Genomic DNA, 23,084 nt, shown 5'->3' with positions numbered 1-23,084 from the left:
GTCGGTGGTGATTTTGAGGGTGACGAAGTTGCGGTCGGGGCTGCAGACGATGACGTCCGCGCTGACGATCTTCACGGGGTACCTTTCGGTGGTCTAACGGATGGTGCTTCCGGTCTCGTGGTTGTCCAACATGGACAGCTCGTCCCGGCGCGGCAGGCCTTCCCAGTCGCCGCTGGTCGACACGGCGAAGGCGCCGAGCGTGACCGCGCGGCGCAGGCAGCCGTCGACGTCGAGGCCGTCGAGCCGGCCGGACAGGTACCCGGCGGTGAAGGCATCCCCGGCGCCGACCGTGTCGACGGCGGTCACGGTCAGGGCCCCGGCGTGGTGGACGCCGTCGCGGGTGTGCGCCCGGGCGCCGGCGGCGCCGAGCTTGACGAGTACGGCGTCGGCGCCCTGCCGCAGGAGGGTGTCGACGTCACCGACCAGGTCGAGCTCGTCGTCCGAGGCGACGACGATCGAGGCGTGCGCCGCCAGCGGCGCCAGGACCGCCCGCGCCGCGTCGCGCGACCACAACCGGGCCCGGTAGTTGACGTCGAGGCACACCGGGATACCCGCGGACTTCGCGGCCCACGCCGTGGCCTCCCGGGCGGACGGCGACAGGGCCGGGGTGATACCGGTGAGGTGTAGGACGCGGGCACCCGCTGCCAGCGGGGCGCGGAGGTCGTCGACCGTCAGTGCCGACCCGGCCGAGCCGGCCCGGCGGTACTGCACCCGGGTCAGGTCGGCGGTGCGCCGCTCCAGGAACATCAGGCCGGTCGATCGCTCGGCGTCCCTGACCACGCCGCCGGTGTCGACGCCCTCGCCGCGCAGTTGCCGCAGCACGAACTCGCCCAGCTCGTCGGTGCTGACCCGGCCGACCCACGCCGAACGGTGGCCGAGGCGGGCCAGCGCGATGGCGACGTTGGCCTCCGCGCCGGCCACGTGCGTGGTGAGGGTGCCCCCGGTCGCCAGCGGGCCGGCTGAGCGGAGGGAGACCAGTGACTCACCGAAGGTGAGGACGTCCGGTGTCCGCATCACGCCTGCCGCCGCTGCGCGGCTGCCACGTAGGCCTGGGCCCGCGCCCGCAGGTCTTCCAGGCTGCCACCGGACGCGGCGTCCCCGACCAGGGGGCCGCCGACGCCGACGGCGATCGCGCCGGCGTCGAGGTATGCGCGCAGGTGGTCCAGGCCGACGCCGCCGACGGCGACGAAGGGGACGTCCGGGAACGGGTCCCGCAACGCCTTCAGGTACGCCGGCCCGCCCAGCGACGCCGGGAAGAGCTTGACCACGGACGCGCCCAGCCCTACCGCGGTATGCGCCTCGGTGGGGGTCAACGCGCCGGCTGCCACGGGCAGGCCGCGCCGGGCGGCCTCCGGGATCGAGTCCACGACGGCCGGTGTCACCACGAACTGGGCGCCCGCCGCTGCCACGTCAGCGACGTCCGCGACGGTCAGCACGGTGCCCGCGCCGATCAGGGACCCGACCGGTGCATCCGAGCGGATGGCCTCGATGGCCCGCAGGGCACCCGGCGTCGTCAGCGCCACCTCCACGATGCGTACGCCTGAAGCCAGCAGGGTCCTGCCGGCCGCGACGGCCGCCCCCGTGTCGGTGCCCCGGATGATCGCCAGCATCCGAGCGGCGGTGAGTTCGGCGACGAAATCGACAGTCATGAGGTTCACCATTCCGCGAAGGAGCCGTCGGGGTGCCGCCACACCGGGCCGCGCCAGGCGTGGCCACGCTTGTCCGCCGCCCGTACCGCCTGCTCGTCGATCTCGATGCCGAGGCCGGGTGCCATGAGCCGCTCGACATACCCGTTCACGAACGTCAGCGGTGTCTTGTCCAGGCAGTAGTCGAGGACCTCGGCACCCACGTTGTAGTGGATCCCGACGCTCTGTTCCTGGATCAGGTAGTTGGGCGTGGCGAACCCGACCTGCAGGCAGGCCGCCAGGGCGAGCGGGCCGAGCGGGCAGTGTGGGGCGAGTTGCACGTCGAACACCTCGGCCAGTGCTGCGATCTTGCATACCTCGGTGATGCCCCCTGCGTGCGACAGGTCCGGCTGGGCGACCGCGATGCCGGCCTGGAACACGGGCAGGAACTCCTGACGACTGTACAGCCGCTCGCCGGTGGATACGGGCGTGGTCGTCGAGCGCACGAACTCGCCGATGAGGTGCGAGTTCTCCGGCACGACGGGCTCCTCCAGGAAGAACGGCCGCAACGGCTCCAGCAGGGGTGCCACCCGGCGGGCGTTGGCGAGGGTGAATCGGCCGTGGAAATCGACGGCGACGTCACGGTGCTCGCCGAGCACCTCGCGGGCGGCGGCCACCCGCGCGACGACCTCGTCCAACTCCGCGACCGACGCGATCGGGCTCATCCGGCCGGAGGCGTTCATCTTGACCGCGGTCAACCCCGCCTCCACCTGAGCGGCGATGTGGTCGGCGACCTCACTCGGCTCGTCACCACCGACCCAGCCGTACACCCGGACCCGGTCCCGGACCGGGCCGCCGAGCAACTGGTGCACCGGACCGCCGTACCACTTGCCGGCGATGTCCCACAACGCCTGGTCGAGCCCTGACACCGCGCTCGCCAGGATCGGTCCACCGCGGTAGAACGAGCCCTTCGTCATCACCTGCCAGTGGTCGGAGATGCGCAGGGCGTCCTGGCCGATGAGGAGCTCGCTGAGCTGGTCGACGGCGGTGCGTACGGTCTCCGACCGCCCCTCGCAGGTGGCCTCGCCCCAGCCGACGATCCCGCCCTCGGTCTCGACCCGGACGAAGAGCCATCGCGGCGGGACGAGGAACGTCTCCACCCTTGTGATCTTTGTTGTCAAAACCTCAGCCCTTGGTGGCGCCGGCGGTCAGGCCGGAGACGACGTACTTCTGAACGAAAAGGGCGATCAACATGATCGGAAGCGTGACCACGGTCGCCGCGGCCATCAGGCCACCCCAGTCGATGCTGGCGTACCCGACGAAGTCGAAGATCGCGACCGGCAGCGTCTTGGTGTCCGCTCCGGACAGCACGAGCGCGAACATGAAGTTGTTCCAGGAAAAGATGAACGACAGGATCCCCGCGGTAGCGATGCCCGGCGCGGACAGCGGCAGCGTGACCCTGCGGAAGGCGCCGATGTGGGTCAGCCCGTCGACCAGCGCCGCCTCCTCGAGTTCGAGGGGCAGACCGTCGAAGAAGCCCATCATGATGTACACGATCAGCGGCAGCGACACGAACATGTGGCTGAGGATCAGCACGGTGAACCCGCCGACCATGCGCAGGTTCGAGAAGACGTAGTACCAGGGCACCAGCAGCGAGACGCCCGGGATGACCCGCGCCATGAGCACCACGAGCGCGGACTTTTTCATGTTGAAGCGGCTCATCGAGTACGCCGCCGGCACGCCGAGGATCAGCGAGAGCACCGTGGCCGCGAACGCGACCCAGAGGCTGTTGCCGATGAACTGGACGTAGTTCGCCTGCCGCAGGACCTTCTTGTAGTTCTCCAGCGTCGGGGAGAAGACCAGCGCCTTGCTCTGGTCGTAGATGTCGACATTCGTCTTGAACGACGCGGCGACCATCCACAGCAGCGGCGCGAGCAGCGAGACCACCACGACGGCCAAGGCCACCACGCGGAACGCCCGATAGGCGGTAGGGGACTTCATCGGTTCGCCTCCTTCTTCCGGCGGGCCGTCAACGCCCACATCAGTCCGATGATGATCAGGAAGAAGATGATGAGGACAGCCGAGGAGACGCCGTACTCGTTGTAGTCGAAGCTGAGCCCATAGGCGTACACGTTGAGGGTCTCGACCTCGTGGAACGAGCCGCCGCCCCGGCCCTTGGTGGCGTAGAGGATGTCGAAGGTCTTCAGCGCGTCGATGCCGCGCAGCAGGATCGCCACGATCACCGTGGGCATCATCAGCGGCAGGGTGACGTGCCGGAACCGCTGCCAGGCGCTGGCGCCGTCGATGCGCGCCGCCTCCTGCGGCTCGTCGGACAGCGACGTCAGGCCCGCGAGCAGGATCAGCGCGACCATCGGCGTCCACTGCCAGATGTCGATGAACATCGTCGTCGGCAGCGCGGTGCTCCTACCCGCCAGCCACGGCTGCGGGCCGATCCCGACCCACCCGAGGACCTGGTTCGCCATGCCGATGTTGGGGTCGAAGATCAGGCGCCACATCATGCCTACCGCGACCGGCGTGGCCACCAGCGGCATCAGGATCGCCACGCGCACCCAGCGCTGGCCCCGGAACGGGCGCCACAGCAGGAGCGCGATCGCCATGCCGAGGACGACCTCGAAGAGCAGGGCGATGCCGGTGAACGCGACCGTCCGCAGTACGGCCGGCCAGAACCGGTCGGTGTCGGAGAGTACGTCGACGTAGTTCTTGAATCCGATGAACGAGGACTCGGCTCGCACCGATCCCTCGGCATCGGTCAGGCTGAGATAGATGGTCCACGTCAGCGGGATGACGATGAGCACGGCGACGAAGAGCATCGCGGGCGCGGCGAAGAGCCACTTGCGGTGGCCGTTGGCCCAACGCGACCAGGCTGGGTCCGGTGACGTGGAGCGGGCGCTGGGGGACCGGGTGGGGGAGGTGACGGCGGCCATGAGATCTCCGGGTTCGACGGGACCACTCTGTCCCGGCGAGGTGGCTCCGGCCGGCCGGCCGGAGCCACCTCGACCGGCTTACTTCTGCTCGTCGTCCAGGAACTTCTGGAACGCCTGGTTGGCCGTGTCCGCGGAAGCGGCCGGGTCCTTGCCGGTGATCGCTTCCACGATCGGCTGGCCGACGACCTCACGCACCTGGGAAACCTTCACGACCAGCGGCCGGTCGTGGGCGACGCCGCCCTTCGCGCTGGCGGCGATGGCGTCGGCGAGGTCCTTCGGGTAGGTCGAGGTGCCCTCGGGGTTCGCCCACACCGAGGTACGGGCGCTGGGAACACCGGCCTTCTGCTGTGCGAGCGTCTGCTCCTTGCTGGTGGCCCACTCGATGAACTTCCAGGCGTTGGCCTGGTTCTTCGAGTTGGCGTTGATGCCGAGCGCCCACGACGGGATGTTGTACGGCTTGGAGCCGGCCGGGCCTGCCGGGAACGGCGCGAAGCCCACGGTGTCGGCCACCTTCGACTTGGCCGGGTCGGTGGCGTTCTTGTACAGCGAGTCGGCCTCGGTGTAGAACGCGGCCTTGCCCTGAGTGAAGATGGCCATCGCCTCCGGCCAGCTCATGTCGGTGCTCACGTTCGCCGGGCCGCTGTCCTTGAGGAGCCCGCCGTAGAAGGCGTACGCCTGCTTGGCCGCGTCGCTGTTGACGGTCGCTTTGCCGTTCTTGTCGAAGTCGCCACCGAAGCTGTAAAGGAAGCTGGAGAACTGCGTGACGGCGGCCGACTTGTCGGTGCGGGCCACGAAGCCAGCGACGCCCGGGTCGGCGGCCTTCACCGCGGCGGCCGCCGTCTTGAGCTCGTCGAGCGTCTTCGGCGGGGCGGTCAGACCGGCCTTGGCCAGGAGATCCTTGCGGTAGTACAGGACCTCACGCTCGGTGATGATCGGAACACCGACCACCTTGCCCTTGTAGGTGGTGGTGCCCACCGGGCCGGCCTGGAAGTCGCTGAAGTCCCAGTCCTTGTTGGCCTTGACGTCCTTGGACAGGTCGGCGAGGTACCCGTTCTTCGCGAACAGCTTCCCCTCCTGGAGAGGGCGGTACATCATCACGTCGATGTCGCTGGCGCCCGCGTTGAGCTTGACGTTGTACTGATCGGAAAGCTGGCTCTCGCCGAGCTGGGTGACCTCGACCTTGAGGCCCGTCTGCTTCTCGAAGTCGCCCAGGGCCGCCTTGATGTTCTCCGTCCAGACGTGGTTGGCGAGGGTCACCCGCAGGGTCTTCGACCCGCTACCGCTGTCTCCGCTACCTCCGCTGCTTCCGCTGCTTCCGCAGGCCGCCAGGCCCATGGCGACAGCCATGGCCAGAGAGGCCCCGATGACCGACCGACGCAACACTGCATCTTCCCTTCTATGTGGCTGGCCTTGCCGTACGACCGAAACGTGCGCGTTACATCCGCTTAGTGGGGGCACGCTATAGCAATAAATCTGACGTATGCAAGGAGGTTCATGGAACTGGTATGTTTTATCGGTGGTCACACCGTCTACGGGGGAGGCAGCCCCCTCACTCGTCGCCGCCCAGGCGGGGCTGCACGCCCGCGTGCTGGATGAGCTGGGTACGGCGATCTGCTCGGGCCAGTTGGCACCGGGATCGGTCCTCTACATCGACGACCTCGCCGATCAGTGCGCGGTCTCCCGGTCGGTCGTCCGTGAGGTCTTGCGGGTGCTCGCGTCCATGGGGCTCGTCGACACCCGTCGTCGGGTCGGCACACAGATCCGCCCCGCGAGCGACTGGAACGTCTTCGACCCCCAGGTCATCCGCTGGCGGCTCGCGTCGGCCGACCGCATCGTGCAGCTGCGCTCGCTGACCGAGCTGCGCACCGCGGTCGAGCCGCAGGCGGCAGCACTGGCGGCCGAGCGGGCCACTCCCGACGAGGCGAGCGATCTGGTCGGGCTCGCCGCGAAAATGTGGGCGGCGGGCAAGGCCGGCAACGAGGCGGAGTTTCTGCGCCTCGACATCGAGTTCCATCGGCAGGTCCTGCTCAGCTCGGGCAACGAGATGTTCGTCAAGTTGCAGGAGCTCGTGGCCGAGGTGCTCACGGGCCGTCACCACTACGCGCTGATGCCGCACTACCCGGACGAGCACGCGCTCCAGCACCACGCCGACGTGGCGCAGGCGATCCAGCGGCACGACGGCGAGCGTGCGCGGGACGCCATGGTGCACATCATGGAGCAGGCCATGAACGAGATGCGATCGATCTGGGAACGCACCGGCGTGCCTGGCCGGGACTGACCGAGGGCCCGATCCGTTGCGACCGCTGCCGATCTGGCCGCCGCACCCGCACGCCGGTACGCTTCAGGCGCGTGACCAACCCGGCGCGGACGGCGGAAGGGGCGAACGTGCTCACCGCCTGCCTGAACGGCTCGCGACGGCCCGGTGAGCATCCAGCGGTGCCGTTGACGCCCGCTCAGCTCGCGGAGGCCGGAGCGCAGGCCGTCGCTGCCGGCGCCCACGCGCTACACGTCCACCCGCGCGACGACCGGGGGGACGAGACGCTCGACGCGCGACACGTCGACGCGGTGGTCGCGGCCGTCCGCGCCGCCGCTCCAGGCGTCGTGACAGGGGTGACGACCGGCGCGTGGATCGCGCCGGATCCCGAGGCGCGACTGGGCGCGGTGCGCTCCTGGCACGTCCTACCGGACGTGGTCTCGGTCAACTGGCACGAGCCGGGCGCGGAGCGGGTGGCGGACGCGCTGTTGAGCCGGGGGACCGGGGTCGAGGCGGGGCTGTGGGACGTCGAGGCCGCCCGGTTCTTCGTACGCGGGCCGCTCGCCGGCTCCTGCTGCCGGATCCTTCTCGAGCCGATGGAGCCGTCGGTATCCGCGGCGCTCGGCACCGCGGAGCGGATGCTCGACCTCGTCGCGCCGCTCGGGGTGCCGATCCAGCTGCACGGCTGCGAACGCACCACGTGGCCGGTCCTGGCGAGCGCGGCCCGGCAGGGCTTCGAGGTACGGATCGGTCTGGAGGACGTGCTCCTGCTCCCGGACGGAACGCCGGCCGCCGGCAACGCCGATCTCGTGGCGGCGGCGGTCGCCGTCATCGACGGGTCTGCGGTCAGCTGACGGCGGCCGGCTTGCGGGCGAGCAGGTACGCGCGCGGGATCTTCTCCGCGTCCCCGGCGGGCTCGCGCCGCAGCTTTGCGTGCACGACGAGCCCGGTCGCGCTCAGCAGGTCGGCGACCTCGTCCGGGACCTGCCGGTAGGTGTCGAGCGAAACCGGGTGGCCGTACCAGTCCGTCCGCTGCCCGGGCTCGTCGCGGACCTGGAAGACGAGCAGCACCTGTCCGCCGGGGGCGAGCACCCGATGGAACTCGGCGAACACCGTCGGAAGCGACTCCGGCGGGGTGTGGATGATCGAGTACATCGACACGATGCCGCTCAGGCTGGCGTCCGGCACGTCCAGCGCGGTCATCGAGCCCACGTCGAACCGCAGGTGCGGATGTGCCCGGCGGGCCTGCGCCACCATCTGCGGCGACAGGTCGATGCCGAACGCGGTCAGCCCCAGCGCGTGCAGATGGGCCGTCACGGACCCGGGGCCGCAGCCGAGGTCGGCGACCGGACCGTCGCCGCAGGCCCGTACGAGCTCCGCGAACGCCGACAGCAGCGCCCGGTCCAGCGGTTTGTCCGCCAATCCGGCGCCGAAGCGCGCGGCGTAGTCGGCCGCCACGGTGTCGTAGGCAGCCCGGGTCGTACGCAGGAACGCCGCTTCGGTCATGCCAGCGCACCCTAGCGGACTCGATCGATGCTCCAGGTCGCCCCACCGACGGCGTCCGAGGGCCGGTTCGGGACGGAGGTCACGCCGCCGAGGGGCCGAACGCCCTGGTTACCGGCCCGCCGGCGGCCGAGTCTGTAGGGAGATGCCCACCGGCGAAGAGGGGGACAAACCTCGGACGGCAGGGAAGCGGAACGGCGGTCTCTGGATCGGTGGATCGCGCGTGTCACCGTCGTCAGGACGGAGTACCTGCGTTCGGCGAACGGCCCGCCGGTGGGCATCTGCGCCGCCCGCCGGACAGTCCTAGGTAGACAGCGGGGCGGGTGGTTTCACGCACGGCCAGCGCTCGGCGCGCTGGACAGTGTCCGGCCACCCCGGGCGGCATAAACTGGACGAACCAAGGTGTCACCGCCCACCGCCGTGCCGGCCGATCCGCAGAAGGGGTGCGTCATGGCCAACCGGGTCACCTACCGCAGGGTGTACGAGGAGACGTCGCCCGGCGACGGTACGCGGGTGCTGGTGGACCGGGTCTGGCCGCGCGGGATGCGCAAGGAGGACGCCCACGTCGACGAGTGGCTGCGCGATGTCGCTCCGTCGACCGAGCTGCGGCGCTGGTACGGTCACGAGCCCGACCGCTTCGCCGAGTTCCGCCGCCGCTACCTCGCCGAACTGCGCGACTCCGGGCACCGGGAGGCGGTCGCCCGGCTGCGCGACCTGGCCGCCCGCGACCAGCTCACGCTCCTGACCGCCACCCGCGACGCGGACCACAGCCAGGCCGCCGTTCTCGCCGAGTGGCTCAGCGGCACGCCGGGGGACGGGCGCTAGTCGACGAGCGCGGCGTACACCAGCTGGCGCAGTGCCGGTCGATGCGGGCCATCCGGGCGGGGTCGAAGCCGACTTCGGCCGGCTCCACCGTGGGTCGCGTGCGGCTCGGGCCTCCCTCGGCACACCGGCAGGACCGTTCTAATCGGACAGTCTTATGTGGTCAACAGGTCGGGAAACCCGTTGACCGGGCCGTCGTAGGCACACATCTCCGTCAAGCGATAGACGTCAATGTATGTGTGAGTCGTCACGCGGCCTGGTGGACGACCGCCACCGGGCAGGCGGCGTGGTGGATCGCGGCGTGGCTGACCGACCCCAGCAGCAGTCCGGGGAAGCCGCCGTGCCCGCGCGCTCCGACCACGAGCAGCGGCGCGCCGGCCGACCGTTCGACGAGGGCCACCGTCGGGTGCTCGCCGTGCGTCAGCACCCGACGTACGGCCACGTCCGGGTGGCGCGCCTCGAACGGCGCCAGCCAGCCGGCGAACCGCCTGCTCTCCGCCTCCTCCAGCGCGGCGGGCTGCCGGACGGCGCCCGACGCGACCGGGTAGTACCAGGCCTGCACCGCGGTCAGGCCCACCCCGCGCAGCCCGGCCTCGGCGAACGCGAACTCGGCGGCGGCTTCGCAGCGCGGCGACCCGTCGACCCCCACGACCACACCCTCGGTGGTCGCTGCGGGCTCCGGCCCGGCGGGCGGGCGCCGTACGACGACGACCGGGCAGTGGGCATGCCCGGCGACCTGTACGGCCACCGAGCCCGCGAGCAGGCTGCCGAAGCCGCCCGCGCCGCGGTGGCCGACGACGACGATCGCCGCCGCCGTCGACTCGTCCACGAGCCGGCCGGCCGCGTCCCCGTACCCGATCGCCGAGGTGACGTCGACGTCCGGCTGCGCCGTGCGCGCGTACGCCTCGGAGCGGGCGATCGTCTCCTCGGCCACGGCCCGTCCGGCGGCGGCGTCCGCACCGGTGTCGTCGAGCGGGTCGCGCGGGTCGGCCGCGTACACCAGGCGCAGCGGTGCGCGCCGCCACCGGGACTCGGCGAGCGCCCAGTCCAGCGCCCGGTACGACGGCGGCGAGTCGTCCACCCCCACCACGAGCGGCGCGGCCACCTGTCGGCCCTTCCTAACCGCACGTCCGGCGGACGATCGCGACCGGGCAGTGGGCGTGGTGCAGCACCGCCTGGCTGACCGAGCCGAGCAGCAGTCCCGTGAACCCGCCCCGGCCGCGCGAGCCGACGACGGCGAGCTGCGCGGAGCCGGACGCCTCGATCAGGGCCTGCCGGGTCGCGCCGCGCACCAGGCGCCGGTGCACCGGTACGTCCGGGTACTTGTCGCGCCAGCCGGCGAGCGCCTCGGCCAGCGCCCGGTCCTCCTCCGCCTCGACGTCGGCGGCGTCGTAGACCAGGGGCAGCATGTCGCCGGGCTCGCCGCGTACAGGATGGGTCCAGGCGTGCAGGGCGGTCACCGCGACGCCGCGCAGCGCCGCCTCCTCGAACGCGAACCCGATCGCGGGCTCGTTCGCGGCTGAGCAGTCGACGCCGACCAGGACGTCGCCGGCCGGGTCGGCGCGGCCGTGGGCGACGAGGACCGGGCTGGTGGCGTGCGCGGTCAACTGCACCGCGACGGAGCCGACGAGCAGGCCGGTGAAGCCGCCGAGCCCGCGGTCGCCGACGACGACGAGCGCGGCGGAGCGCGACTCCTCGAGCAGCGTTCCGGCCGCGCCACCGACGACCGTCTCGCCCGTCACGGTCACCGTCGGCGCGACCGCGCGGGCCCGTTCGATCCCCTCCCGCACAACCTGTTCCGCGTCGCCGCGCAGATCGGTGTCGGACAGGCTGACCGGCGCGGCGCCGGGTGGCGCGGCGAGGTACGGCCACACGTAGGCGTACACCACGCGCAGCGGCAGGTCCCGCAGCGCCGCCTCCCCGGCGGCGAGCTCCACCGCCGCCATGCTGCAGTCGGAGCCGTCGACGCCGACCACGACCCGGTTGCTCATCGCGTGCCTCCGCTCGAGGTGTCCGCTGCTCCTGACGCCTTCCGTATCGGTTCAACTGTCGCTCGACGAGCGGGCGGGTCGGCACGGTCTGACGTCCCCCGAGGCGATGACCTCCGGCCCGGTCGGCGCGTCCCGGCCGGGTGGATCAGGCGCTCACCCTGGACACACGCGCGTGGACCTCGGCCTCAGCGGCCGCCGCGTAGCAGCGTCTGCGCTCTGCGGACCATCGCGTCGAGCGCCCAGCGCTGCGGGTACGGGCCGTAGGAGACGCGGGCGACGCCGAGGGCCTCCAGCCGGGCTGGCTCCGGGGTGCCGGGCACACCGAGCAGGCTGAGCCGGCCGGGCCCGAACGCCGCGACGAGTTCGCGGATGTCGTCAGGGTCGGTGCACCCGGGAACGAAGACGCAGTCGGCGCCGGCCGCGAGGTAGGCCGTGCCGCGTTCGATCGATTCGGTGAGGGCGGTCTCGGGCGGGCCGGCGAGGTAGGCATCCGTCCGGGCGTTGAGCACGAAGGGAAGGTTCTCCGCGCGGCTCGCGGCCCCGGCGGCTTCGACCGCGCGTACGGCGTGGTCGAGCGGCGCCATGGCGTCCTCGAGGTTTCCGCCGACGGCCCCGGCGCGGATGGCGGCGCGCACCGTGCCGGCGGCGTCGCCGTAGCCGGCTTCCAGGTCGGCGGTCACCGGAAGGTCCACCGCCGCGGCGATGCGCGCGATCGCCGTGACCATCAACTCGACCGGCATGTGTTCGCCGTCGTCGTAGCCGTGGGCCGCGGCGATGGAGTGGCTCGCGGTCGCGACGGCCCGGCAGCCCGGTACCGCCGCGACCGCCCGGGCGGACGCCACGTCCCAGGCGTTGACCAGAACGAGGATCGGGGGCTGCAGGTGGAGTGCGCGCAGCTTGCGCGCTTTCTCGTGCTGAGCCGGTGTGGTGGTCATCGCAGGCGTCCGCTACGCGAAGCTGAGGTCGTCGGTCCGCGCGCGCTTGAGCTCCGTGAACGCCCGGCAGCCGGCCAGCAGGCGGGCGCCCTCGAAGACGCGCAGGGCTTCGTCGCCGCGGGGGATGCGGCTGAGCACCGGGCCGAAGAAGGCCACGTCGTCGACGACCACCGTCGGTACGCCCAGGTCCTCGCCCACGAGTTGTCGGGCGCGTGCGGTGCTCGCCCGCATGTGGTCGTCGGCGTCGGTGGTGTGAGCGACCTGGGAGAGGTCACCGGGGAGGCCGGCCTCGGCGAGCGCCGCCGGGATGACGCTGTCGAAGTCCTTGTCGCCTTCGTCATGGATTCGCCGTCCGAGCGCCGGGTACAGCGTGGTGAGGGCCTCGTGTCCGTGTCGTGCGACCGCCGCGGCGCATACCCGCGCCGGGCCCCAGGCCCGGTCGTTGAACTCGCGGTACCACGGCTCCAGCTCACGGTGCTCGTTGATCACAGCGAGGCTCATGACCTCGAATCGCAGGGTGATCGGTCGTAGCCGCGCCACCTCCATGAGCCACCGTGACGTGATCCAGGCGAACGGGCAGGAGGGGTCCACGAACGCGGTGACCGTCGGGTGGGGAGGGCCGACCAGAGTATCTTCCATGGAAGGGACTTTATCTTCCGTGGAAGGTATGATGCAACCATGCCTGAGGACCGTGTCACCGAGATCGTTCGCCAGTGGCGTCGTGAGCGGCCCGACCTCGACCCCAGCCCGTTGCTGATCATCGGTCGCGTCCAGCGTCTGGCCGAGGCGCTCGACGTGGCGCTGCGGCCGCCGTTCGCCGCTGCGGGCCTCGGCAACGGCGAGTTCGACGTGCTCGCGGCCCTACGCCGGGAGGGCGCCCCGTTCCGGCTCACGCCCGGCCAGTTGAGCGAGCGGATGCTCGTCACCACCGGTGCGGTGACCAAGCGGGTGGACCGGCTGATCGCCCGCGGGCTCGTGTCGCGCTCGGTCTCCGAGGTCGACGCCCGGGGTCGGGTCGTGGGGCTGACCGCCGCCGGAGTGAGCCTGACCGACCAGCTCATCGAGGAGCACCTGACGAACGAGGCTGGGATCCTCGGGGGTCTGACCGACGGCGACCGCGCGGCGCTCGAACGGCTCCTCGGGGCGCTGCTGCGTACGGTCGCGTCGCCACCGACGTCAGGTGCCGGTCGGGGGAGCGGACGGCGCGCGGGCCTATCCGAGTTGTGAACATCGATGTACCGTGGTGAACATGAGTGCTCGCACTCGTACCCGGCGCGACAGCGCGGCCGCACTGCACGACGCCGCACTGCTCGACATCGCCGCCGAAGTCCTCGTGGCCGATCCGTCCGCGCCGCTCAGTGAGGTCGCGTGGGCCGCCGGCATCGGTCGCACCACACTGCACAAGCACTACGCCACGCGCGACGACCTGTTGCGGGCCGTCGCCCACCGGGCGCTCGACCGGTGGGAGCAGGTGGTGGCCGCCGCCGATCGCGCGGAGTCGGACGACGGTGGCCTGCGCGCGCTCGTCGAGGCCATGGTCCCGATCGGTCCTCAGCTGGCGTTCCTGTGGCGTAACCCGATCTTCGACCATGTCGAGGAGATCGGGCGGCGTTGGCAGCGCGTCGAATCGCAGGCGCTGGCCGTGCTCAAGCGTGCCCAGGGCCGCGGCGTCATGCGCGCGGACGTAGCGGACTTCTGGCTGCTCCACGCGTTCCATTCGCTCGTCTACGTCGCAGCCGAGTCCGTCGGCTCCGGGCATCTCGCGCCGCGCGACGCGCCTGACCTCGTGGTCGAGACGTTCCTGCGCGGACTGGGCCCGCCGCAACCATCAACTTGACCGGCCACACGGAAGGGGCCGCACCCATGGGTCAGTTCCACCAGGCTTTCGCGTTCACCACCTCCCTGTACCGCCAGCGCCTCGACGTCGCGCTCGCCGGCTACGCCCGCCGTGACCCGATGGCCCTGCTCAACCTGCGGCCGGGCCGCGACGACCCGTACGCGATCTACGAGCGGATGCGCCGGGCCGGGGCGCTGTCGCCGACCCGGCTGGGCAACTGGGCGACCACCAGCCATCGCATCTGCGAGACGGTGCTGCGCGACCGCAGGTTCGGCGTACGACCGGCCGACAGCCCGGAGCCGGAGCCGGTCACCCAGGGCGTGGACCTGTCATTTCTCGAGATGAACCCGCCCGACCACACGCGGCTGCGCCGGCTCGCGCAGCCGGCGTTCAGCCCGAGGCAGATGGCCGGCTACCGGCCGCGGATCGAGTACACGGTGCACGGGCTGCTGGACCGCGCCGAAGCGGCGGGCCGCTTCGACCTGGTGTCCGCGTTCGCGTCGCCCCTGCCGATCGCCGTCATCACCGATCTGCTCGGCGTACCGGACGCCGACGCGGCGACGTTCGCGCGCTACGGGACCGTTCTCGGCGGCGCGCTTGACGGTATCCGCTCGCTGTCCCACGCGGCCGCGCTGCACGCGGCGAACAGGGAGCTGACCGCGCTGTTCGAAAGCCTCTTCGCGCTGCGCCGCCGGGAGCCGGCCGACGACGTGGTCAGCCGCGTCGTCGCGGCAGAGGGCGACCAGGTGAAACCGGCCGAGATGCTGCCGATGTGCGTTCTGCTGCTGCTCGCGGGGTTCGAGACGACGGTCAACCTGATCGGCAACGCGGTCAACGCCCTGCTCGACCACCCGGGGCAGTGGGCGGCGCTGCGCGCCGACCCGCCGGCCCTGGCCGCCAACGCGATCGAGGAGACGCTGCGGTTCGACCCGCCGGTGCAACGGACCGCCCGGTTCGCGCTGGAGCCGCTCGAACTCGACGGCACGCCGGTGCGCAAGGACCAGCTCGTGGTGACGCTTATCGGTGGGGCGAACCGCGATCCGGAGGCGTACCCCGAGCCCGACCGGTACGACATCCAGCGCGAGCAGACCGCCGACCACCTGGCGTTCTCCAGCGGCATCCACTACTGCCTCGGCGCGCCGCTGGCCCGGCTCGAAGCGACGATCGCGCTGCAGGCCCTCGCCGAGCGGATGCCCCGGCTGCGCCGCGCCGGCGCGATCCGCCGCCGCAACTCCAACACCATCCGCGGCCCGATCCACCTCCCGGTCCGCGTCTGAGGCACGTCAGCCCGACACCGGAAGGCGCTCGGCCGCCAGCCGGTCGTACAGGCTGCCCCGCACGTTCTCCAGCAGCCGGCGCAGCGCCAGGGTCATCCCGGGCACGGGCGGAGCGGGCCCGCGCAGCCGGCGCGCCGGCTCGGTCAGGTGCGCGAGGTCCGCGGCGAACCGGCGGCCCGCCGCGGCGACCTCGTCGGCCGGTCCGCGCCCGGAGCCGTCGGCGAGCCGCCGCCCACCGGCCATGACGGGACGCAGCACGGGCGTACGGCCCGGCGGCGCCGGCTCGTCGCGCAACCCGATGACGTCGTCGCCGACCGTCGCGCCCCGGAAGACCTGCTTGGCGCCCGGCAGCGTCGTCTTACCGGTCGACAGCTTCATCACCGGCCGGTCGCCGTACGCGACGAGCTTGTACGCGGTGTCCAGGCACGGCGCGTCGGCGGACACCCCCATCCTGGTCCCCACGCCGTAGGCGTCGATCGGCACCCGCGCCGCGACGAGGTCGGCGATGTCGTACTCGTCGAGCCCGCCGCTCGCGACGATCCGGGCGTCGGCGAACCCCTCGGAGTCGAGCAGCCGGCGGGCGGCGACGGCGAGGCCGGCCAGGTCGCCCGAGTCCAGCCGGACCCCGATCGGCCGCGGCAGGTGGAGCTGCCGGGCCACGTCGACGGCGGCGCGGACGCCGCCGAGGGGGTCGTAGGTGTCGACGAGGAACACCGTGCCACGGGGATAGTCGGCGGCGAACGCGGCGAAGGCGCTGCGCTCGTCGGGGAACGCCTCGACGAACGAGTGCGCCATCGTGCCGCTGGGCACGAGCCCGTACCGGCGGGCGGCCTCCACGTTGCTGGTGGCGGCGAAGCCCACGATCGCCGAGCACCGGGCGACGGCGACGGCGGCCTCGAGGCCGTGGGTACGCCGGAAGGCGAACTCGATCAGGTCGGCGTCACGGGCGGCCAGCCGGCAGCGGGCGGCCTTCGACGCGATCGTGGTCTGGTACGTGACGAAGTTGAGCATCGCCGTCTCGACCAGCTGCGCCTGCGCGATCGGCGCGGTGACCTCGAGCAGCGGCTCACCGGCGAACACCAGCCGGCCCTCCGGCACGGCGCACACGTCACCGGTGAACCGCAGCTCGGCGAGCGCCTCGACCGCGTCCTCGGGCAGGCTCCGGGTCGTCCGCAGGTAGTCCAGCTCGGCCTCGTCGAGCTGGAAGTCCGCCAGGAACGCCAGCGCGTCGGCGAGGCCGGCGGCGACCAGGAACCCGCGTTCGCGCGGCAGCGACCGCGCGAACAGGCTGAAGGTCGCCGGCCCGGCCATGTCGCGGCGCAGGTAGCTGGCGGCCATCCGCAGCTCGTACAGGTCGGTGCACAGCCCAGACATGGTGGGTCTCCTGCCCGCGAGCGCGTGGGCCACACAGGGCCGAACGTCACACAGGGCCGAACGTCACAACGCGACCCTCGCGCGCCCGCCGCCGGTTAGGACCGGCCGGTGCCGGGCAGCGGGTCGGGGTGGTGGGCGTGCCCGCGCCCGACGCCGCGCCGGAGTGGACGGTGACCGTCGACGGGTTCGATCCGGGCCGGGAACGGGTGCACGAGTCGCTGCTGACGATCGCCGACGGACGGCTGGGCACCCGTGGCAGCCCGGTCGTGGGCGACCGGGCCACGACGCCAGGGGTGTTCCTGGCCGGGTGCTACGACGGGACCGGCGCGCAGACCGCGCTGGCCCGGCTGCCGGCGTGGTCGCGGCTCGGCGCCGCCGAGGAGCTTCGGCCGCGGCGGCGCACCCTCGACCTGTACACCGGGGTCCTGTCCGAGGAGGGGCCGCTCACCTCGCTGCGCTTCGCGTCGCTGGCGCGCCCGGGCACCGCGGTGATGCGGGTGCGCGCGGACGCGGCCCTGCTGCCCGACAGCGGTTCGGCGACCGCACCCGGCCCGGTCGTCGCGATGTTCCGCGACCGGCGCGACGGCGACGTCCTCCACCGGATCGCCGCGTACGACCCGGCGGCGGGCGCCGCGCGGGCGGCGGCGGACGGGGCCGCGGCGGCCGGCTTCGACCAGTTGCTGGACGAGCAGCGCACCGCGTGGGCCCGGCGCTGGCGGGAGGCCGACGTCGTCGTCGACGGCGATCCGGACCTGCAGCGCGCGGTGCAGTTCGCGCTGTTTCACCTGATGGCCTCCGTCACCGACCGGTGCGAGGCGGCGGTCGGCGCGCGGGGCCTGAGCGGACCGGCGTACGGGGGTCACGTCTTCTGGGACAGCGACGTGTTCGTCCTGCCGTTCCTCGCGGCCACCCACCCGGCCGCCGCCCGCGCCATGCTGGAGTACCGGGCCCGTCGCCTGCCCGCCGCCCGGGTTGCCGCGCGGCGGCTGGGCCGCGCGGGCGCGCGGTTCCCGTGGGAGTCCGCCGGGGGCGGCGACGACGTCACCCCCACCACCGCCCGGCTGGCGACCGGGGAGCAGGTGCGGATATCGACGGGGGAGCGGGAAGAGCACATCGTCGCCGACGTCGCCTGGGCCGCCGGCTGCTACCTCGACTGGACCGGCGACGGGGCGTTCGCCGCCGGCGCCGGCCGCGACCTGCTGGTCGACACGGCGCGGTACTGGGCGTCGCGGGTGCGTCTCGACGACCGGGGCGGCGCGCACATCGAGGGGGTGATCGGGCCGGACGAGTACCACGAGAGGGCCGACGACAACGCGTACACGAACGTGATGGCGCGGTGGAACCTGCGGCGGGCGGCGGCGTTGGACGGGGGCGGGACGTACCGTGTGTCGGAGCCGGAACGCACGGCCTGGCGAACCGTGGCCGACGCGCTGGTCGACGGGTACGACGCCCGATCAGGGGTCTACGAGCAGTTCGCGGGGTTCTTCCGGCTGGAGCCGATCGTCATCGCCGAGTTGATGGACCGACCCGTCGCGGCCGACCTGCTGCTGGGGCCCGAGCGGATCCAGCAGACGCAGGTGCTCAAGCAGCCGGACGTGCTCATGCTGCACCACCTCGTCCCGGCCGAGGTCGCGCCCGGCTCGCTGCCGGCCAATCTCGACTGGTACGAGCCGCGCACCGCCCACGGCAGCTCCCTGTCCCCGGGCATCCACGCGGCGCTGCTGGCGAGGGTCGGACGGTTTGACGCCGCGCGGCAATGGCTGGGCGTCGCGGCGCGCGTCGACCTCGGCGACCTCACCGGTAGCAGCGCCGGTGGGCTGCACCTGGCGGCGATGGGCGGGCTCTGGCAGGCCCTCGCGTACGGCTTCGCCGGCGTCCGCGCCGATGCGGAGCGCCTGCTCGTCGACCCCCGCCTACCTCCGGACTGGAACGCGCTCGAACTCGGGCTGCGCTACCGCGACGTCCCCTTCCGGCTGCGGATCGAGCCCGGGACGGTCGAGATCGACTCCGACGCGCTCGTCCTGCGCCGGGCCGGCCGGTGCTGGGAGGTGCTGCCGCCGTGACGGACGCCCCGGAGACGGTAGCCCAGATGACCGTTGCCCAGATGACCGTTGCCCAGATGACCGCAGCCCCGGTGACCCGCGTGCTCGCTGCGCTCGACCGCGGTCCCGCGGCGAAGCCGGTGCTGGCCGCGGCCCGGGCGCTCGCCGCGCTCGTCGGTGCCGAGGCGACCGCGCTGCACGTGCGCGTCGACGGCGACCAGGTGCCGCGCAGCCTCGCCGCGGCTGCGGGCGTACCGCTGCGGGTCGTCGGCGGCGACGTCGTCGCCAACCTCGTCGCGGCGGCCGGGGCACCGGAGGTCGTGGCGTTGGTCATCGGCGCGCGCGGCATCCCGGCCGATCCCCGGCCGCTGGGCGCGGTCGCGGCCGCGACCGCGACGGCGGTGGCGAAGCCCGTCATGGTGGTCCCGCCCGACGCGGTCCCGCCCGCCCGGTACCGGCGGGTGCTGGTGCCGCTGGAGGGGAGCGTCGAGACCTCGCTGGCGCCCCGTCCGCTGATCGAACTCGCCGTAGCGGTCGGGCTCGACGTCGTCGCGCTGCACGTGCTCGGGCTCGACACCGTGCCGGCCTTCACCGATCAGCCCCAGCACGAGTTCCCGGTCTGGGCGGACGAGTTCCTGGCCAGGCACTGCCCGTGGGGATCCGGCGCGGCCCGGTTGGAGACGCGCGTGGGCCGCTGCGAGGACATCGTTCCGCTCATCGCCCGCGAGTGCGGCTGCGACCTGATCGTGCTCGCCTGGTCGCAGGCGTTCACCCCCGGCCGGGCCCGCGTGGTCCGCGGCGCGTTGCAGCGGTGCCGGGTGCCGGTCGTACTCGTCCCGGTCCGCACGCCCGCCGGAGCCGGCCGTGCGGAGGTCGAAGCGCAGCCGCCGTGACGACCCCCGTGACGAACGCGACGACAACCGTGCCAACCAGGCCGGTGAGCCTGTTCCTGTGCGGCGACGTGATGCTCGGTCGCGGCATCGACCAGATCCTGCCGTACCCGTCGGCCCCGGTGCTCAGGGAGGCGCACGTCGGCGACGCCACCACCTACGTCGAACTGGCGGAGGACGTGAACGGGCCGATCGACCGCCCCGTCGACTTCGCCTGGCCCTGGGGCGACGCTCTGCGCGTGCTCGACGAGGTCGCGCCAGACGCGCGGGTGCTGAACCTGGAGACCAGCATCACGCGCAGCGACGACTTCGCGCCCGGCAAGGCCGTGCACTACCGGATGAACCCGGCCAACCTGCCCTGCCTGGCCGTCGCCCGCCCGGACGTCTGCGTTCTCGCGAACAACCACGTGCTGGACTTCGGCCACCGGGGGCTGGCGGAGACGCTCGACACGCTCTCCGGCGCGGGGCTCACGGCGGTGGGCGCCGGGCGTGACGTGGCCGGCGCCCGACGGCCCGCGGTCGTCGCGACGCGCGGTGGCGGGCGGGTGGTCGTCTTCTCGTTCGGTACGGCGTCCAGCGGCATCCCGCGGCGGTGGGCCGCGACCGGCGACCGGGCCGGGGTCGATCTCCTGCCCGACCTGTCGCCGGTGACGGCGGCCGGGATCGTCGACCGGGTACGGCGGGTCAGGCGGCCGTACGACGTGGTGGTGGCGTCGATCCACTGGGGGTCCAACTGGGGGTACGACGTCTGCCGGGACCAGACCCGCTTCGCGCACGATCTCGTCGAGGGCGGGGTGGACGTCGTGCATGGCCACTCCTCACACCACCCGCGGCCGATCGAGGTGTACCGCGGCCGGCTGATCCTGTACGGCTGCGGTGACTTCATCGACGACTATGAGGGCATCAGCGGCTACGAGGAGTACCGCGACGACCTGCGCCTGCAGTACTTCGTCTCGGTCGAGCCGCAGACCGGGGAACTGGCCGGCGCGCGGCTGGTGCCCCTGCAGGCGCGGCGGATGCGCCTGCGGCACGCGTCCCGCCGCGACTGCGCGTGGCTGTGCGGGACGCTGAACCGGATCAGCCGCGGGTACGGGGCGCGGGTCGCGCTCGAACCCGACCGCGCACTCGTCCTCGTCTGAAGCGCGGGTGGGACGTGCTGGGCCGTCTGACGTGCTGGCCGGATTGGCGGGCGGGTGCCGCGACGCTCTGGGAAATTGTTCTGTGATAGAACTAAATTGAGTTCTGTCGCAGAAAACGTGAGAGTGGGCATGGGGGCGACCCGATGACGGGGCTGCTGGTCGAGCCGGCGCGCCCGCGGGCCGTACGCGAGCACCGGTTGGCGCCGTGGTTCGCGGTCGCGACGGTGTGCTTCGGCGCGTTCATGGGGCAGCTGGACGCCAGCATCGTGACACTGGCCTTCCCGGCGTTGCAGCGTCAGTTCACCGCGGCGCTGGCGGCGGTGCAGTGGGTGTCGCTGGCGTACCTGATAACGCTGGTGGCGCTGCTGGTGCCGGTGGGGCGCTGGTCGGACCGGGCCGGCCGCAAGCTGGTGTACCTGGGCGGGTTCGCGGTCTTCACCGCCGCGTCGGCGGCCTGCGGCCTCGCCGGCTCGCTGACCGCGCTGATCGGCCTGCGGGTCGTGCAGGCGCTGGGTGCGGCGATGCTCCAGGCGAACAGCGTGGCGCTGGTGGCGACCAGCGCGCCGGCCGGCCGGCGCCGGGCGGCGCTCGGGGTGCAGGCGGCCGCGCAGTCGCTGGGCCTGGCGCTGGGCCCGACGCTGGGCGGCGCGCTGGTCGCCTCGATCGGCTGGCGCTGGATCTTTCTGATCAACGTCCCGGTCGGTGTCGTCGCGCTGGTCGCCGGCCGGTTCCTGCTGCCCCGTACCCGGCACCGGGCGGCCGGACCGGCCGCCGACCCGGTCGGGCTGGTGCTCCTGACGTGCGCCGCCACCGCGCTTCTGGTTGCGCTGTCGTCGGTGTCCGGACTGGCGCTGTCGCCCGCGGCGGTCGCGGCGTTGGCGGTGATCGCGCTGATCGCCGCCGGAGCGCTGGTGTGGTGGGAGCGCCGGGCGTCGGCACCACTGCTGGATCTGACCCTGCTGTCGACCCCCGCCGTCGGCGGGGGGCTTCTCGGTGCGCTGGCCGCGTACCTGGTCCTGTTCGGGCCGCTGGTGCTGTTCGCGCAGACGCTCACCACCCGTACCGGCGGTGAGCTGCGGGCCGGGGCGCTGCTCACCGCGCTGCCCGCCGGGTTCGGGCTGGCCGCGGTGGCGACCGAACGGGTCCTGCCCGCGGGATGGTCGGATCGGCGGCGCTGCCTGGCCGGTGGGCTGCTGGCCGCCGTCGCAGCCGCGGCGCTGGCGCTGCCGGACCTGCCCGAGTCGGGCAGGGGGGCGCTGCTCGGCCTGCTCGGGGTGGGTCTGGGGACCTTCATCCCGGCCAACAACGTCGTGATCATGGCGGCCGTGCCTGGCAGCCTGGCCGCCACCGCAGGTGGCATGGTGAACATGGCGCGGGCGCTGGGCACCGCGTTGGGGGTCGCGGTGGTGACCCTCGTGCTGTACCTCGGGGGTGGGCGGGCCCACCCGGCGGCCGGGTCGGCCCTGACCATGGCGGTACTGGCCGCGGCAGCGCTGGTGGCCGCCGGGGCGGGACGGGCCGCCGCACGAGGTCGGGGAGGTAAGGGGGTCGGCGGTGGCCGTTGACGTGGACGCGCGCCGCCCGCAGCCGTCGGGGCTGGCCGACAGTATCGCCCGCCTGCGTCGCGCGCTGCGGCGCGGCGCCCGGGTCGCGGATCCGGCGAACGAACTCGCGATCGCACAGTTGGAACTGCTGTCCTGCCTGGCCGAGCGTCCGGGGACCCGGCCGGGGCAACTGGCGCGCCTGCTGCATCTGCGGCCCAACTCGGTCACCACCCTCGTCAACTCCCTGGCCGCTCAGGGGCTGGTCAGCCGCAGTGAGGTGCCCGGTGACCGGCGGGCGGTGACCCTGGAGGTGACCGGGGCGGGCCGCCGGGCGGTGGACGCCTGGCAGGCGACCAACAGCGCGGTGGTACATCTGGCCGCGTCCACGCTGACCGCGTCGCAGCGCGCCACCCTGGCCCGTGCCGCGCCAGCCCTGGACGCCCTCGCACAGGCCATCGAGCGGCTCGCCGACGCCAACGCGGCCCCGTCGGCGCGGGAATCGCGGTAACCGGTTACCGCCGTCCGTCCGGCGTCAGCTGTCCCGGTCGGGTGGGACGACGAGCGGATGCCGCAGCTCGTCGCGCTCGGCGAGGACCGCCATCTCGTCCCGGTACTCGTCGGCGGACAGGTGGCCGGCGAGCAGCCACCGGGTGAGCACGGCTTCGATGCGCCCGTCCTGGGCGTCGGCATGGAAGATCGACATCAGGTCGGCCCATGGCTTCGCCCGCGGGGGCGGCGCCGGTTGGGCCGCGCGCCCGTTGTGGCGCCTGGCGAGCCAGCCCGCGGCGGACGCCGTGACGCCCACGCTCGTCAGCAGCAGCCCGAGCACGATCAGGAATACCGCGAAGGCCATGCGATCACCCGGCCGGTAGTCGGCTCTCCCGCCAAGCGTCGCTCCTGACGACC

General features: G+C 72.8%; 24 protein-coding genes. 11 read left to right on the top strand and 13 right to left on the bottom strand.

The genetic code is table 11. The features are described from left to right. Nucleotides 1-93: 93 nt before the first annotated feature. The 6 genes from HC031_RS28020 to HC031_RS27995 all read right to left on the bottom strand — a co-directional run bounded on the left by HC031_RS28020 (nucleotide 94) and on the right by HC031_RS27995 (nucleotide 5,917). Nucleotides 94-1,014, bottom strand: a complete 921-nt coding sequence (locus HC031_RS28020) for a sugar kinase (protein ID WP_167928444.1) — start codon at nucleotides 1,012-1,014, stop codon at nucleotides 94-96. After that, nucleotides 1,014-1,649 (bottom strand): bifunctional 4-hydroxy-2-oxoglutarate aldolase/2-dehydro-3-deoxy-phosphogluconate aldolase, encoded by a 636-nt coding sequence (locus HC031_RS28015; RefSeq protein WP_205863328.1) that lies wholly within the window; start codon nucleotides 1,647-1,649, stop codon nucleotides 1,014-1,016. The genes HC031_RS28020 and HC031_RS28015 overlap by 1 nt, the downstream gene beginning before the upstream one ends. A 5-nt stretch (nucleotides 1,650-1,654) precedes the next feature. Continuing rightward, on the bottom strand, nucleotides 1,655-2,785 hold the full coding sequence (gene dgoD / locus HC031_RS28010; protein ID WP_338090867.1) for a galactonate dehydratase: 1,131 nt from the start codon (nucleotides 2,783-2,785) through the stop codon (nucleotides 1,655-1,657). A 25-nt stretch (nucleotides 2,786-2,810) separates the two neighbouring features. Further along, nucleotides 2,811-3,626 carry a carbohydrate ABC transporter permease gene (locus tag HC031_RS28005; protein ID WP_167928441.1) on the bottom strand — a complete coding sequence of 272 codons (816 nt, stop codon included), beginning with the start codon at nucleotides 3,624-3,626 and terminating at the stop codon, nucleotides 2,811-2,813. After that, nucleotides 3,623-4,570, bottom strand: coding sequence for a carbohydrate ABC transporter permease (locus tag HC031_RS28000; RefSeq protein WP_205863327.1), 948 nt, complete (start codon nucleotides 4,568-4,570; stop codon nucleotides 3,623-3,625). The genes HC031_RS28005 and HC031_RS28000 overlap by 4 nt, the downstream gene beginning before the upstream one ends. Before the next feature lie 78 nt (nucleotides 4,571-4,648). Next, nucleotides 4,649-5,917 carry an ABC transporter substrate-binding protein gene (locus tag HC031_RS27995; protein WP_167928440.1) on the bottom strand — a complete coding sequence of 423 codons (1,269 nt, stop codon included), beginning with the start codon at nucleotides 5,915-5,917 and terminating at the stop codon, nucleotides 4,649-4,651. A 169-nt stretch (nucleotides 5,918-6,086) separates the two neighbouring features. On the opposite strand from HC031_RS27995, the gene HC031_RS27990 reads away from it, so the two are divergent. Further along, the gene (locus HC031_RS27990) at nucleotides 6,087-6,848 is read left to right on the top strand and encodes a FadR/GntR family transcriptional regulator (protein ID WP_338090866.1); all 762 of its coding nucleotides are present in this window, start codon (nucleotides 6,087-6,089) and stop codon (nucleotides 6,846-6,848) included. 71 nt (nucleotides 6,849-6,919) lie between these two features. Further along, entirely contained in the window at nucleotides 6,920-7,678 is a 759-nt protein-coding gene (locus HC031_RS27985; protein ID WP_338090865.1) for a 3-keto-5-aminohexanoate cleavage protein, read from the top strand. Here HC031_RS27985 and HC031_RS27980 read toward each other — a convergent pair. Then, on the bottom strand, nucleotides 7,671-8,330 hold the full coding sequence (locus HC031_RS27980; protein WP_167928438.1) for a class I SAM-dependent methyltransferase: 660 nt from the start codon (nucleotides 8,328-8,330) through the stop codon (nucleotides 7,671-7,673). The two genes, HC031_RS27985 and HC031_RS27980, sit on opposite strands and share 8 nt — an antisense overlap. A gap of 399 nt (nucleotides 8,331-8,729) precedes the next feature. On the opposite strand from HC031_RS27980, the gene HC031_RS27975 reads away from it, so the two are divergent. Then, the gene (locus tag HC031_RS27975; RefSeq protein ID WP_338090864.1) at nucleotides 8,730-9,152 is read left to right on the top strand and encodes a DUF488 domain-containing protein; all 423 of its coding nucleotides are present in this window, start codon (nucleotides 8,730-8,732) and stop codon (nucleotides 9,150-9,152) included. Nucleotides 9,153-9,396: 244 nt separating this feature from the next. Here HC031_RS27975 and HC031_RS27970 read toward each other — a convergent pair whose 3' ends face one another. The 4 genes from HC031_RS27970 to HC031_RS27955 all read right to left on the bottom strand — a co-directional run bounded on the left by HC031_RS27970 (nucleotide 9,397) and on the right by HC031_RS27955 (nucleotide 12,714). After that, nucleotides 9,397-10,254, bottom strand: a complete 858-nt coding sequence (locus HC031_RS27970) for a universal stress protein (RefSeq protein WP_167928436.1) — start codon at nucleotides 10,252-10,254, stop codon at nucleotides 9,397-9,399. 13 nt (nucleotides 10,255-10,267) lie between these two features. Next, entirely contained in the window at nucleotides 10,268-11,140 is an 873-nt protein-coding gene (locus HC031_RS27965) for a universal stress protein (RefSeq protein WP_167928435.1), read from the bottom strand. A 185-nt stretch (nucleotides 11,141-11,325) separates the two neighbouring features. After that, complete coding sequence (locus tag HC031_RS27960) at nucleotides 11,326-12,075, bottom strand: isocitrate lyase/PEP mutase family protein (protein ID WP_167928434.1); 750 nt, start codon at nucleotides 12,073-12,075, stop codon at nucleotides 11,326-11,328. A 12-nt stretch (nucleotides 12,076-12,087) separates the two neighbouring features. Further along, nucleotides 12,088-12,714, bottom strand: a complete 627-nt coding sequence (locus HC031_RS27955; RefSeq protein WP_167928433.1) for a DsbA family protein — start codon at nucleotides 12,712-12,714, stop codon at nucleotides 12,088-12,090. 39 nt (nucleotides 12,715-12,753) lie between these two features. Here HC031_RS27955 and HC031_RS27950 point away from each other — a divergent pair, with 39 nt between their 5' ends. The 3 genes from HC031_RS27950 to HC031_RS27940 are packed head-to-tail and all read left to right on the top strand — an operon-like array spanning nucleotide 12,754 to nucleotide 15,189. Continuing rightward, a complete protein-coding gene (locus HC031_RS27950; RefSeq protein WP_167928432.1) occupies nucleotides 12,754-13,302 on the top strand; it encodes a MarR family winged helix-turn-helix transcriptional regulator in 549 nt (182 codons plus the stop codon). A 22-nt stretch (nucleotides 13,303-13,324) separates the two neighbouring features. After that, nucleotides 13,325-13,912, top strand: coding sequence for a TetR/AcrR family transcriptional regulator (locus tag HC031_RS27945; RefSeq protein ID WP_167928431.1), 588 nt, complete (start codon nucleotides 13,325-13,327; stop codon nucleotides 13,910-13,912). A 26-nt stretch (nucleotides 13,913-13,938) separates the two neighbouring features. Further along, nucleotides 13,939-15,189, top strand: coding sequence for a cytochrome P450 (locus HC031_RS27940; protein ID WP_167928430.1), 1,251 nt, complete (start codon nucleotides 13,939-13,941; stop codon nucleotides 15,187-15,189). Nucleotides 15,190-15,195: 6 nt separating this feature from the next. Here the strand turns inward: HC031_RS27940 and HC031_RS27935 are convergent, their stop codons facing one another. Beyond that, nucleotides 15,196-16,563, bottom strand: a complete 1,368-nt coding sequence (locus HC031_RS27935) for a nicotinate phosphoribosyltransferase (RefSeq protein ID WP_167928429.1) — start codon at nucleotides 16,561-16,563, stop codon at nucleotides 15,196-15,198. A gap of 137 nt (nucleotides 16,564-16,700) precedes the next feature. Here HC031_RS27935 and HC031_RS27930 point away from each other — a divergent pair, with 137 nt between their 5' ends. The 5 genes from HC031_RS27930 (at nucleotide 16,701) to HC031_RS27910 (ending at nucleotide 22,686) form a co-directional block, all read left to right on the top strand. Next, nucleotides 16,701-18,626 carry a glycoside hydrolase family 65 protein gene (locus tag HC031_RS27930; protein WP_167928428.1) on the top strand — a complete coding sequence of 642 codons (1,926 nt, stop codon included), beginning with the start codon at nucleotides 16,701-16,703 and terminating at the stop codon, nucleotides 18,624-18,626. 26 nt (nucleotides 18,627-18,652) lie between these two features. Continuing rightward, on the top strand, nucleotides 18,653-19,498 hold the full coding sequence (locus HC031_RS27925) for a universal stress protein (protein ID WP_167928427.1): 846 nt from the start codon (nucleotides 18,653-18,655) through the stop codon (nucleotides 19,496-19,498). Beyond that, a complete protein-coding gene (locus HC031_RS27920; protein ID WP_338090863.1) occupies nucleotides 19,495-20,634 on the top strand; it encodes a CapA family protein in 1,140 nt (379 codons plus the stop codon). Before HC031_RS27925 ends, HC031_RS27920 begins: the two co-directional genes overlap by 4 nt. 143 nt (nucleotides 20,635-20,777) lie before the next feature. Beyond that, nucleotides 20,778-22,199: an MFS transporter gene (locus HC031_RS27915; RefSeq protein WP_167928426.1), complete on the top strand. Its 1,422-nt coding sequence runs from the start codon at nucleotides 20,778-20,780 to the stop codon at nucleotides 22,197-22,199. Beyond that, entirely contained in the window at nucleotides 22,189-22,686 is a 498-nt protein-coding gene (locus HC031_RS27910) for a MarR family winged helix-turn-helix transcriptional regulator (RefSeq protein WP_338090862.1), read from the top strand. Before HC031_RS27915 ends, HC031_RS27910 begins: the two co-directional genes overlap by 11 nt. Nucleotides 22,687-22,710: 24 nt before the next feature. Here HC031_RS27910 and HC031_RS27905 read toward each other — a convergent pair whose 3' ends face one another. Then, complete coding sequence (locus HC031_RS27905; RefSeq protein ID WP_167928425.1) at nucleotides 22,711-23,031, bottom strand: hypothetical protein; 321 nt, start codon at nucleotides 23,029-23,031, stop codon at nucleotides 22,711-22,713. Between the last annotated feature and the right edge of the window lie 53 nt (nucleotides 23,032-23,084).

Origin of the sequence: Planosporangium thailandense (genome assembly GCF_011947195.1) — a bacterium.
Classification (GTDB): domain Bacteria; phylum Actinomycetota; class Actinomycetes; order Mycobacteriales; family Micromonosporaceae; genus Planosporangium; species Planosporangium thailandense.
The sequence above is the reverse complement of the archived record's forward strand: the minus strand, read 5'-3'. Positions and strand labels throughout refer to the sequence as shown.

Bases quoted from the DNA above. Each gene is read 5' to 3' on its own strand.
- HC031_RS27965 (WP_167928435.1), bottom strand. From the start codon at position 11,140: ATGAGCAACCGGGTCGTGGTCGGCGTCGACGGCTCCGACTGCAGCATG.
- HC031_RS27980 (WP_167928438.1), bottom strand. From the start codon at position 8,330: ATGACCGAAGCGGCGTTCCTGCGTACGACCCGGGCTGCCTACGACACC.
- HC031_RS27935 (WP_167928429.1), bottom strand. From the start codon at position 16,563: ATGTCTGGGCTGTGCACCGACCTGTACGAGCTGCGGATGGCCGCCAGC.
- HC031_RS27940 (WP_167928430.1), top strand. From the start codon at position 13,939: ATGGGTCAGTTCCACCAGGCTTTCGCGTTCACCACCTCCCTGTACCGC.
- HC031_RS27955 (WP_167928433.1), bottom strand. From the start codon at position 12,714: ATGGAAGATACTCTGGTCGGCCCTCCCCACCCGACGGTCACCGCGTTC.
- HC031_RS27915 (WP_167928426.1), top strand. From the start codon at position 20,778: ATGACGGGGCTGCTGGTCGAGCCGGCGCGCCCGCGGGCCGTACGCGAG.
- HC031_RS28005 (WP_167928441.1), bottom strand. From the start codon at position 3,626: ATGAAGTCCCCTACCGCCTATCGGGCGTTCCGCGTGGTGGCCTTGGCC.
- HC031_RS28015 (WP_205863328.1), bottom strand. From the start codon at position 1,649: ATGACTGTCGATTTCGTCGCCGAACTCACCGCCGCTCGGATGCTGGCG.
- HC031_RS27945 (WP_167928431.1), top strand. From the start codon at position 13,325: ATGAGTGCTCGCACTCGTACCCGGCGCGACAGCGCGGCCGCACTGCAC.
- HC031_RS28000 (WP_205863327.1), bottom strand. From the start codon at position 4,570: ATGGCCGCCGTCACCTCCCCCACCCGGTCCCCCAGCGCCCGCTCCACG.
- HC031_RS28020 (WP_167928444.1), bottom strand. From the start codon at position 1,014: ATGCGGACACCGGACGTCCTCACCTTCGGTGAGTCACTGGTCTCCCTC.
- HC031_RS27950 (WP_167928432.1), top strand. From the start codon at position 12,754: ATGCCTGAGGACCGTGTCACCGAGATCGTTCGCCAGTGGCGTCGTGAG.
- HC031_RS27905 (WP_167928425.1), bottom strand. From the start codon at position 23,031: ATGGCCTTCGCGGTATTCCTGATCGTGCTCGGGCTGCTGCTGACGAGC.
- HC031_RS27925 (WP_167928427.1), top strand. From the start codon at position 18,653: ATGACCGTTGCCCAGATGACCGTTGCCCAGATGACCGCAGCCCCGGTG.
- HC031_RS27995 (WP_167928440.1), bottom strand. From the start codon at position 5,917: ATGGCTGTCGCCATGGGCCTGGCGGCCTGCGGAAGCAGCGGAAGCAGC.
- HC031_RS27960 (WP_167928434.1), bottom strand. From the start codon at position 12,075: ATGACCACCACACCGGCTCAGCACGAGAAAGCGCGCAAGCTGCGCGCA.